Consider the following 11,544-nt stretch of genomic DNA (forward strand, 5'->3'; position numbering starts at 1 on the left):
TAGGTGTATTCATATCAGCATAAAATGCTGATATGAAACACAAAAGTAAGATTTTGAGTCAGATTTATCTAAAAAATACTCAATATTAAAACATATGAAAAAGGGCTTTCATTAACTCAACAGCCTTGATAATCTAGGAATAAATTATAAAACACTCTGTACATGGATAAATAGGTACATGTCGAAATCTACAACACAAGATAAAAAGATTGATTATAAAACTCAATATCAAAACCTAATATCAGAGAATGCTGAACTAAAGAAGAAACTTAAGAAAGCAGAAACTGAGCGAGAGATTCTAAAAAAGGCAGCAGCATACTTTGCAAACCCAAATACGTAAGGTATGCATTTATACAAAGTCATAGTGGTGTTATGGCTATAACAACCTTATGCAAGACTTTGGGAGTAAGCACTTCTGCTTACTATAGGTGGATAGATAATCCTATTGGCAAACGAGAAGCAAATAACTATGATTTAGATCAAGCAATTATACAAATATCTAATGATCACCAATCTAGATATGGTTCTGTTAGGGTTTATAGAGAATTAAAAGATAAAGGCTGGAAAATAACACAACCAAGGGTATCAAAACGTATGAAACTATTAGGTTTACAGGCTAAGGCAAATAAGAAATATAAAATTACAACAAATTCTGATCATGGTAAGAAAGTTGCAGATAATTTACTTAATCAGGATTTTGATGCTCAAGATATTAATCAGAAATGGGTTACTGATATTACTTATATCCCTACCCAAGAAGGATGGCTATATTTATGTGTGATTATAGATTTATTTTCAAGAGCAGTTATGGGTTGGTCAATGGATAAAAGAATGAAAGCAGAACTAGTGTGTAATGCTTTAAACATGGCCTTATTTAGAAGAGATTCTCCTACCGGTGCTATTATTCATTCTGATAGAGGTACACAGTATTGCTCAGAGAAGTTTCAAAATCTCATAGGCGATAATTGGTTATTATCTAGTATGAGCTCTAAAGGATGCTGTTATGACAATGCTGCTTGTGAAAGTTTCTTTGGAACTCTAAAAGTAGAGCTAGTTCATGATGAAAAATATAAAACTAGAGATGAGGCTAAATCTTCAATCTTTGAATATATTGAGGCTTATTATAATACTAAAAGGAAGCATTCAACTATAAATTACATGACTCCTAGTCAGTTTGAATATATAATGAAGAATGAAGTTAATAACTGTCCCAAATTAGCAGGATAGATCAGAAAGGCTCGGTATTGATTAACAGGGACAATTTAGTACGTGAAATATTCAACTCACTGAGAATTGCTGTTAACTACTAACACTTACATATAATGTTAATATATGCTTGATCCTCAAAATTTAATGATACCGATATTTAGAGCTAATGTATCAAAGGTATTTTCCTCCTCAAGGCTAGCTCTGAATTCATGTATTTTTGTTTTAAAATGGACAAAGTTATCATCTGAGATTGGTATATTACGGATAATTTCGTCTACATATTCAGAAAAATTTTTCTCATAATCAATATTATTTATCAAATTCTCAACAGAATTACTTAACTCCACGGGGGTTTGATAATTACTGTGTAAAACAAAGCTTAAAATTTCTTTCAATTCTTTCTTTTGACTTTCTTTAAGTCTATAACTTGATTTCATAAATCTACTCTCCTATTTTCTATAAAGAATAAATTGTTTTTATAAAACAATTTTTAAAATTATAATACATTATGTAACTTATCTAATGAACCGACCATTGATATGGTAAAATTCTAATGAAAAATCGGCAATATATTTGAGAAAGTTATGTTAGCTAATAGGCAATTTTATAGTTGCTTTAAAACCATTCTTGCTATTATTAGATAATGTAAGCACCCCATAGTGTTCTTCTATTATTTTGTTGCTTATGTATAAGCCAAGTCCTTTACCTTCTTTAGAATTCTCACCTTGATAAAAAGCAGTTTTTAATTTTGGCAGGCTTTTATTATCAACTCCTGGTCCATTATCAATAATATCGAGCAATATCTCACTATTATTGTTTCGCATACTTAATTCTACTTTAGAACCATATTTAAAAGAATTCTCGATTATATTTATAATAGCTCTCTTCATGAAAATAGGACAAACCACTATGTTACTAGATAATTTTTTTTGAGAGTATAGATTTATATTTTTACCCATATCGTTATAGTCCTCTACTATTGATTCAACCATAGAATAAAAGTCTATCTTTTTTTGTTTTTCATAAGTGGAAATTTCACACTCATTTATTGCTAAGGCTATATCATTTATCATGCATTCAATTTCTTTAATGTCTTTATAATAGTCAACTATATAATCATTATTAACTTGCATTTTAAACATAATTCTAGATAAAGGAGCTTTTATATCATGTGTAATCATAGATATATGCTGTTTTATTTTGTCTTTAGCGTATAAGGAGTAAGATCTTTTTAAGAAAAAAGCTAAATAGATAAGAAAAATGAAACAGTATAAAGTAAAGACTTCATCATGAGTATCCACATCAAATTCGGTATAAATAAGATAAGAATAATAAGCAGGGAATGTTGTGGCTAATATGAACAGTACCAAAGAATATGCCTGAAATGAATTTATATATTTAGAATATATATGCTTTCGTTTGATCATAATATTTCTACCTCCGCTGTAAACATATACCCTTCAGATCGTATTGTTTTTATTAAATTAGGATATTTATCTTTATTTAACTTTTTTCTTATTCTTCCTACTTGCACATCTATTGTTCTATCAAATGATTCTAACATTCTAGATTTAGTCAAATCCATCAAAGATTCTCTACTCAATACTCTATTAGGGTTTGTAACGAAGGCTAGTATCAAATTATATAAACCACTTGAAATAATAATTTCCGTTCCGTCATGTTTTCTTAAACTTTGATCTGAAGTTTTTAAAATCCATTCTAGAAAGTGATACTCTGGATAAATACGGTTATCTTCTGGCATCTCAACATAGAATCTTCTTGATACAGCTCTTATTCTAGCTAATAATTCCCGTTGGCTGAAAGGTTTTACGATATAGTCATCAGCTCCTATTTCTAAGCCTATAACCCTGTCTATTTCAGACTTACACGATGAAACCATAATTATAGGAATTTTACTAAATTCTCTAATTTTTTTACAAGCTTCAATCCCATTTAGGATAGGCATATTAACATCACTTATTATTAAATCTAATGTTTTGTTTTTTTTAATATGTTCTAATAAATCTTTTCCATTAGTAACACAAGTTATTTTGTGATGAAAATCTGTTAAGTAACTATCTAAACTCTTCAATACTTGAGCGTCATCATCAGCTATTATTATATTCATATTCTCTCCTTAATATCACTTTGAGATAACGGTTGTATTAGATTACTATATTCCTCTATAATTCTTTGTAAACCTTCTGGAGGGTTTATAGATTTAAATACTAGATCTATTTTCATTTCATTTGAATTCGCTTCACTACCTTTGTTCTTAGAAGAATTGATTTTAACCTTAAAGGAAGATCCTGTTTCAGTAGAATTTATTCCTCCAATGGCTTGCCCAAAGGAGTCTGTATCATTGTTTTCCAACTCTACAGCAAGAGAAACTTTCATCTCATCTAAGGTAAGACTTGTAGGAGCCATTAAAGAAATTATTGGAACGTTCAACTTATGTTCAGGACCTAGTTCTAGATTTATTGTTTTTGGAGTTAGATTACCATCTGCATCATTGTCAAAAAATTGACCTAACATAGATAAATGGTGTTGTACGCACATTTTATGAGTAGAAGATGCAGCGTATTGCAACCCTTTAGTTATATCTGTAAGGAGTTGACTCGTTAGTGGCTGAGCTTGATCATCTTTTTTAAACATAGTTTTTCCTTAATAAAATTCAATAAAATCTCATGTTATATATTTAACGCATTATATGAATAATTTATAAATTTCATGTAACAAATATAACAGACTCAAATTTAAAAAAAAGTATTTAATTAGGTTTTTTTTTAAAAAAAATCTAATTTATTTTTAATCAGTTTGTATATTTACCACTATAACAAAACTCACAAAATACTTGTATGATAAAGGTTTTTTGGTTGTGATTGAGCAAATTGGTATTCATAATAAAAATGGTTAACATAAAAATGCATTATGATTTCCATATAAGCATAACTAAAAAAATTAATTTAAATATTTAACTAAAATATGTTATATTATATCAAAAATGTTAAATATAGACATTGTGAGTTTAAAATTATCCCAAACGGCTCTAATATCAGGTGTAACAAGGCATACGTTAAATGCCAGAGTAAAGAGAATATTAAAAAATGAAGAAATATTAAGAGCATCTGATAATCAAATATTATTAGATCCTGATCAGGTGTATAAGGTCATAAGCGATCATATAAAGGCCATGGATGGAAAAGTTATCTGCGTTGTAAATCCAAGATCAAGAGTAGGTAAAACATCTTTGTCATACTTATTGTTAGAAGCACTGAGTGAATTGAACTTTAAGGTTTGTTGTGTTGATCTTGACCCACAGTCAGAATTAACAAATTTACTATTAAAGAAAAATGATAAGGAGTTTCTAACTTTATATGATTTTATTACAAAGTCTACTGAAATTTCGGAAATAATAGTTTCAGCAAAAAAAAATATTGATATAATACCTTCATCAATTGCCCTTAGTTTAATAGAAGACTTATTAACTTTCGATTATTATAGCTTAATAAGATCTTACATAAATAAACTATGTATTAGCCAATTAAAAGAAGAATATGATATTATCGTAATTGACACTCCATCTAATTTATCTGTTTTAAGCTCTATATTTTTAACTAACTTAAAAAGTGGTGATCAAGTATTAACTCCAGTTGATTTAAATAACCATTCTATTAAAACAGTTCAAATATTATGGACTAATCTTGAAAGGATTAAAAAAGAATTTCAGTATATTAAGGCTCCTAGTCTATCTATTGTGGTAAATAAGTTCTCTTATGATCAAGCTGACATGCTGCAACGGCTCATAACAAATAACAAGTTCTTTTCAAACAATTTTTCAAAAATAGTTATAGCCTGTAATGAAAATATTAAGCAGCTAATTGAACATAGAAAAGAATTACAGGAAATAAAAGCAGATAGAGATATCTTCTATACTATAAGAAGTCTATTGTTGCAAATTAAAGCAATTAAATAATATAAATATAGATAATTAGCAAAATTTAGATAAAATATTTAAAATTTTTAAGAAATACATAAATATGCATATATTTAATTTAGACCTAAGTAAAAATGATTTTCTTAATGAAGAAAATATTCAAGATTCCATAATTAATCTATTGAATATAAATAATAAAAATAGTCAGTTATCTGATAGCAGTATAGTAAATATTCTAAGCAGTATTTTAAATATAAATAATAAAAATAGTCAGTTATCTGATAACAATGTAGCAAATATTCTAAGCAGTATTTTAAATATAAATAATAAAAATAGTCAGTTATCTGATAACAATGTAGCAAATATTCTAAGCAATATTTTAAATATAAATAATAAAAATAGTCAGCTATATGATAACAATATAGCAAATATTCTAAGCAGTATTTTAAATATAAATAATAAAAATAGTCAGTTATCTGATAACAATGTAGCAAATATTCTAAGCAGTATTTTAAATATAAATAATAAAAATAGTCAGTTATCTGATAACAATGTAGCAAATATTCTAAGCAATATTTTAAATATAAATAATAAAAATAAAGACAATCAAAAAAAATGTAAATCAAATAATAGTAATCAAAAAAAATCAGATAACTATTATAATAGTAGTCAAGAAAAGAATAACAATGACATGGTTAATGATATAAATTTATATTCTGGATTACAAAGAAAAATATTAGAATTTTTTTGTCAGAATTTAGAAGATTTAGAAAATTTAGTAACAAAAAAAATGAATTTATCACTTATAGAAAAAAACTTAGGGAATGATAAAAATCTTATAAAGCAGGCTATTTATAGATGTGTTAAAAAAAATGCTATATCTCTGGAAAATATTAAAAGAGGTAGAGGAGGTTGGTGTACATATAGGTTATCAAAAGAGATATATAAAACATATATAGATAATAATAATATAGATTATAATGATATAGATTATAATGATATAGATTATAATGATATAGATTACTCTCCTCTCAAAGAATTTGGTTTTGGTAAAAATCAAATTAGACAACTTAAAATGAAATCAAGCCTTTCTTCTGAAGATATTCAAAATAGTATTAACCATTATTCATGGGCTTTAAATGATGAAAAACGATATAACGAACTTAAAAAAAGTGGATTTGCTACAGAAAAAAATCCTATAAAAGGTTTGATGGGAACAATGTTGAAAGGTTTTCCTTGGTTTGAGTTCGGGTATAAATCTATAGAAGAATTAGCGATAGAAAAGTCAATAGAAGCCAAAAGAATAAAATTGGAAAATATCAGAAAAAAAAAGGAAGACCTTTTAAATATTGAATTTGATATATGGTATGAAAAATTATCAATTGATGATAAAAATAAAATTGCTAAAAATATTGGTATAGAAGATATATCTTCTATACCAAATAGCATCGTAAAAAAAAGTTACAAAATATACTTCCAACAGAAAGTAATATGATAAAAAAAGCTTTACTTTTAGTGTATTTTTATGCTCTAATAACTTCAATTTTCATAACATTAACCTCTTTATTAATTGTTTCAACAATTATTCTTTTTGAAAATGAAGATAAGTGGATAGATGCTTTAACCCAAAAATCATTTTGGGAATATTTTTTATTTTTATTTATTAGCTACATAGTAGAGATTTACTTATTAATTATTTTCAATAGTTTATATAAAAAAATTAAAATATAATCTGTACTAATTATATTGATTTGTTATTATTTTTTATTTATATTTATTAGATATTTTAAAAAAGTATCAATATAAAATGAATATTGTAACAACGGTATTATTGTTTATTTTTTCAGTAAAAGGTTTCAGAACTGGATTTGGATATTCATTGTTTTTTTTAATACTTTTATTATTTTGTTTAGCTTTTCTTAATCTTAAATACGATCACGTCCAAGAGATAATTTCAGAGTATTTAAACTTTAAAATTTATAACCAAACTGTTTTTTATTTATGCTTATTGTTATTTATAATAGCATTAATCTGGGGGGCTATATCTATATCTTCAATTACATTCTCTAAGCCTAATGAGAAAAGAAGCATTTTAAATAGGTTGGCAGGAGCTATAAATGGAATAATAGCAGGTGTTATAATAATTATTATTATGAGTATTTTGATATCAGGGCGTAATTTTTATATTGGAGGGTTTTATATTGGCTCCGATAAAATAATTCCAACAACAGTAATTAATAATAGTAATAATAGTAATAATAGTAATAATAGTAATAAAGAATGTATCATAATGTAGATTCTGTTAGGCTTTGTTTCTTTACTCACTATATTCTTTTAGTATACGGTTTTCAGGCATATCGATAGCTAATGGGCATGCCTAGAAAAGTCATCTTATTTAAGATTCTAGCTCAAATCATAGCTTCCATTTTTATAACTATTTACTGAGATTAACTGTTTGGGGTATGATACTAGAAAATACATTTATTTATATTGCTGACATCTTATATTAAAAAAACATCTTCATTATAAATAAAAAACTAGAAATTATTATGGAAAAAACTGCAGAAAAGATAAAAGTGGAAGAGTCAGACTACCTTCAAATAATTTATCAAATAGTAAATGAATCAAGTTGTTATGGGTTAGGCAATTGTACACAGACTACTAAGCGTATAACAGAAAAATTAGCAAAAGGAACTGTTGAACCAATCTCTATAACAGAAAGATTCCCTGGAAATGATACAGGTAGAGAAATAAATAATTATTTAGGAGAAACACCTGAAGAGTTCTGGGTAAATATAAATGACCTCCTAGAAGAAGGTCAACATTGTCAAGTATCTGCTAACATGGTTGGATATGTTTACGAAAAAATAGGTATAGGACATGTTTTTAATGCAATTAAACTCGAAGGAAAAGTAAAGTTAATAGATACTTATAAAGGGTGGAGTTCTGATTCATGGTTAAATCAAAGCTGGACAGATCCAGAAGCTTTTTTGAGTTCATTTAAAGATTTTTATATTTCTGATCCAGAAATATCTTTTTATGCTTGGAAAAGATAGAACTTTTGGTTTTGTCGCAAACTGTAAGATGTGTAAATCTATAAAAAATGTTCAGTTCAAAAGGAGAGTATAATGAACAAATTTAAATTAATAATCGCTTTCTTGTTTATGTTTACAGGGAGTTTATATGCTACTCCTCAGATTGAGATCGAAAATCTTCAAACTGAAAAAATATATGTATCTTTAAACTCTTCTGCGTCTCAGCCGATACGATCAGAATACTCATTATTATTAAATTTAGAAAAAATATCTACTTTAGGAGTTGATAAAGTTAGCCTGATAGGTGCCGATAGCAATGGAGATCAAGTTTTAGTTGGAGATGTATGGATAGCTAATACAATACCACCAGCTGCAAAATGTGATGTTATAGCAAAAGGAAATTTATACTCAGGAGAAAGTGTAGAGTATTGTTTAGTATTAAATAAAGAACAAATGTCTGTAGATATGGTGACAAACTTTTCTGAAGGAAAATTTATATTAAGAACAGTAGGTTAGCAGTTAACTTGGATAAAGTAAATGTTGCTCAGGAAGTCGATCGGAATAAAAAAGAATAACCTATTAAAACAGTAAAACTAATATTTAATTAAAATTAAAAAATTAAGGATATAATATGGAAACACAAGATGAATACTCAGTAGAAGAACAAAATAATACGTTGAAAGGCCTGTTGTATGGATTTGAGGGGTTTAAAAACGCAGTCAAATACATGTGCTATAAACATGCTGATCCTACTATTGATCATATGTATTATACAAGAGCAGTTCTTAATAACATTGTTGCAAAAAAAATTGAATCTGGGGAATATCACTTTGATAACTATCCAAATATTGTCTGTGGTGTTAATAATGGGTATAGGTTCTATAACCTTGGTGTAGATCCTTTGGAGAAAATTATTCAAGCACTCCATCTGAGATCAGAAGTTGCTTCATTACCTACCAGTTCAAGAATAAAGCTGATCGCTATAAAGGAGAAAGAAATAGCTCGCTCCTTCTATAAAGAATCTGAATACTCAGGATGGTTTCTTCACAGTCTGTTCTCTCATGTACTTGTTATATATAAAGCGACGCTTGATTGGAGATCACATAAACTATTTGACAACAATTATGAGTTTCGAGATGCTCTTGAGCTAGAAAGAGAAACTGAAGAAATTAATGAAAGAGTTGAAGAAAGAGTTAAAAAAAGTCTTAACGTAGAGACGATGGATTATATATCATTTCATGAATTGATGAGATCACCTGATCAACAAAGCGCTATTCAACAACTTAATTATGAATTCATTTACGAAACTGCAATATTAAATAATAGGAACAGAGAATTGCTTAAAGAAGAAGAAGAACTATATTTTAAAGATTGTTTTTATCCTTAATATTCTGCTAGAAATAATCTAGCATCTTAATTAAGAATTTACACAGTTAAGTGGAAAGTGCCGCTACTACAAATTATAAAACTTACATTTATTTCCTTCAAAAAGCAGACTAATGTTACCAATAGAACCGTTTCTATGTTTGGAAATTATAATATCTGCTTTGCCTTTACTCTTACTTAAAGAATCGTAGACTTCATCCCTATATATAAATAAAATAATATCCGCATCTTGTTCTATAGACCCAGAGTCTCTTAAATCAGACATAAAAGGTCTCTTGTCTATACGTGAATCAACAGCTCTATTTAATTGAGATATGACTATAACAGGAATTTTAAGTTCTTTTGATAAAGCTTTAAGTTCATTTGATATTTTAGAAACTTCTAAATTTCTATTATTTTGGTATATAGGGCATTGCATTAATTGTAGATAATCAATAACAATTAATCCTAAATCTTTATTTGATCTTTTAAATTTTCTAGCTTTGTGCTTTAATCCTTGCGGCGTCAATGATGGCTCATCAATAATATTAAGTTTTTTTCTTTCTAGAATGGATTTAACTTTAATTAAATCACCCCATTCATCAAAATTAAAATTAACCTGTCTTATGTTGTCGAAAGGTATTTCCCCTACTGATGCAAACATCCTTTGAACTATATCTTTAGCAGCCATCTCCATAGAAAATAATAGTACAGATTTATTAGTATTTTTTAATATATTCTCTATTATATTCATTACAAAAGCTGTTTTCCCCATTGCTGGACGACCTGCAACCACAATTAACTGTTCTTCCCTTAAACCTCCTAGTTTTTTATCTAATTCAGTAAATCCAGTTTGTAGTCCAAGCATTTGATTTCCACTAGCAATTTTCTCAAAATCATTTAATATTTTTGGTACAACATCTTTCATTCTGATAAAATCATCTTTTTTATTATTAATATTATCTCTTATAGACAAAATTTTACTTTCCAATAGAGGCAATATATTACTTTCTAGATCAGTATTCATATCAGCTATTAAGTTATTAAATTCTATTAAAGTGCTTGATAAGTCTCTTCGAATTTTTTTATGTTGTAAAATGTCAAGATACTCATTAATATTATAAATAGATATACTGTTAGTAATAATATTGATTATATAATCATCTCCCCCCGCTTTATCCAATTTATCATTATTTTTAAGATCTTCTATAATTAGAATAGCATCATAATTGTTACCTGCTTGAGCAAATTTTATTATTGCTTCAATTATGACCCTGTGTCTATTATCAAAAAAAATTATTGGATGAAGTTTATTTGCTATATTGTCATAACTATCATTGTTCATCATAAGATGAGAAATGATGGCTCTTTCAATGTCAATATTATAAAGACTGTTTTTCATTAATTTATTTAGTACACATTAAAATAAGTAGTATAACATCTAACCATTTTTCTCTCATTAAGATTAGTATGATTGTAAGTTAGAAATGATAATGTCCTTTTTTATTTGTGGGGGCTTTGTTTTTTTGGTACCGTCGCAAATATTCAAATTAGGTTTGATTTTTCTAAAATTGCTATCTTCTAGATACATTTATCCAGCTATGCTATAAAACTGATCCCAAACAGTCATATTACCAGAATTAATGTGCTGCCCTTTTTAAATCATATTTATTAATTCATAACCTAATATAGTAGCATTAGCAGTCTTCATAAATTTAAAACCTATCATGTGTTGTGTCAATCTTTTGATATTTCTATGATCTTGCTCTATCAAATTATTTAGATATTTATTTTGTCTAATTTCTATACCATGGGTTAACCATATACCAAGCAAGAATGAAAAGATATTGATAGTCAATAAAAGTTATCTAAAAATCTCTGTACACGATAAAAAATATTGAAAGGACTGATTAAAGCCTTATATATTCATTATTTGCGAAAGATGAAAAAGTACTTTAATCAGCTAAGAGGAAGTCTATCTGAAATATTCAATTGGCA

13 protein-coding genes and 1 pseudogene are annotated in these 11,544 nt (G+C 27.2%); 8 read left to right on the forward strand and 6 right to left on the reverse strand.

What is annotated here, in order from left to right; all coding sequences use genetic code 11:
- Positions 1–178 precede the first annotated feature (178 nt).
- Positions 179–340: a hypothetical protein gene (locus tag F3D57_RS10260; RefSeq protein WP_191092384.1), complete on the forward strand. Its 162-nt coding sequence runs from the start codon at positions 179–181 to the stop codon at positions 338–340.
- An 11-nt stretch (positions 341–351) separates the two neighbouring features.
- Positions 352–1,227 (forward strand): IS3 family transposase, encoded by an 876-nt coding sequence (locus F3D57_RS09460; RefSeq protein WP_263478348.1) that lies wholly within the window; start codon positions 352–354, stop codon positions 1,225–1,227.
- 116 nt (positions 1,228–1,343) lie between these two features.
- Here the strand turns inward: F3D57_RS09460 and F3D57_RS09465 are convergent, their stop codons facing one another.
- The 4 genes from F3D57_RS09465 to F3D57_RS09480 all read right to left on the reverse strand — a co-directional run bounded on the left by F3D57_RS09465 (position 1,344) and on the right by F3D57_RS09480 (position 3,864).
- A complete protein-coding gene (locus F3D57_RS09465) occupies positions 1,344–1,646 on the reverse strand; it encodes a hypothetical protein (protein ID WP_150466067.1) in 303 nt (100 codons plus the stop codon).
- 150 nt (positions 1,647–1,796) lie between these two features.
- Positions 1,797–2,636 (reverse strand): sensor histidine kinase, encoded by an 840-nt coding sequence (locus F3D57_RS09470; RefSeq protein WP_150466068.1) that lies wholly within the window; start codon positions 2,634–2,636, stop codon positions 1,797–1,799.
- Positions 2,633–3,337: a response regulator transcription factor gene (locus F3D57_RS09475; protein WP_150466069.1), complete on the reverse strand. Its 705-nt coding sequence runs from the start codon at positions 3,335–3,337 to the stop codon at positions 2,633–2,635. Before F3D57_RS09475 ends, F3D57_RS09470 begins: the two co-directional genes overlap by 4 nt.
- Entirely contained in the window at positions 3,334–3,864 is a 531-nt protein-coding gene (locus F3D57_RS09480) for a DUF2589 domain-containing protein (protein ID WP_150466070.1), read from the reverse strand. Before F3D57_RS09480 ends, F3D57_RS09475 begins: the two co-directional genes overlap by 4 nt.
- Before the next feature lie 349 nt (positions 3,865–4,213).
- Here F3D57_RS09480 and F3D57_RS09485 point away from each other — a divergent pair, with 349 nt between their 5' ends.
- From F3D57_RS09485 to F3D57_RS09510, 6 genes are all read left to right on the forward strand, one after another.
- A complete protein-coding gene (locus F3D57_RS09485) occupies positions 4,214–5,185 on the forward strand; it encodes a ParA family protein (protein ID WP_150466071.1) in 972 nt (323 codons plus the stop codon).
- A gap of 64 nt (positions 5,186–5,249) precedes the next feature.
- Positions 5,250–6,641, forward strand: coding sequence for a hypothetical protein (locus tag F3D57_RS09490; RefSeq protein ID WP_150466072.1), 1,392 nt, complete (start codon positions 5,250–5,252; stop codon positions 6,639–6,641).
- 312 nt (positions 6,642–6,953) lie between these two features.
- Positions 6,954–7,442, forward strand: a complete 489-nt coding sequence (locus F3D57_RS09495; protein ID WP_150466073.1) for a CvpA family protein — start codon at positions 6,954–6,956, stop codon at positions 7,440–7,442.
- A gap of 253 nt (positions 7,443–7,695) precedes the next feature.
- The gene (locus F3D57_RS09500; RefSeq protein ID WP_150466074.1) at positions 7,696–8,202 is read left to right on the forward strand and encodes a hypothetical protein; all 507 of its coding nucleotides are present in this window, start codon (positions 7,696–7,698) and stop codon (positions 8,200–8,202) included.
- A 72-nt stretch (positions 8,203–8,274) separates the two neighbouring features.
- Complete coding sequence (locus F3D57_RS09505) at positions 8,275–8,697, forward strand: hypothetical protein (protein WP_150466075.1); 423 nt, start codon at positions 8,275–8,277, stop codon at positions 8,695–8,697.
- Positions 8,698–8,812: 115 nt separating this feature from the next.
- A complete protein-coding gene (locus F3D57_RS09510; protein ID WP_150466076.1) occupies positions 8,813–9,568 on the forward strand; it encodes a hypothetical protein in 756 nt (251 codons plus the stop codon).
- A gap of 66 nt (positions 9,569–9,634) precedes the next feature.
- Here F3D57_RS09510 and dnaB read toward each other — a convergent pair whose 3' ends face one another.
- A complete protein-coding gene (gene dnaB / locus F3D57_RS09515; protein WP_150466077.1) occupies positions 9,635–10,948 on the reverse strand; it encodes a replicative DNA helicase in 1,314 nt (437 codons plus the stop codon).
- A 255-nt stretch (positions 10,949–11,203) separates the two neighbouring features.
- Positions 11,204–11,353: pseudogene (locus F3D57_RS09520) on the reverse strand (DDE-type integrase/transposase/recombinase); the annotation flags it as partial.
- Between the last annotated feature and the right edge of the window lie 191 nt (positions 11,354–11,544).

The sequence above is a fragment of the Francisella sp. SYW-2 genome (assembly GCF_008711475.1).
Taxonomy (GTDB): Bacteria; Pseudomonadota; Gammaproteobacteria; order Francisellales; family Francisellaceae; genus Francisella; species Francisella salimarina.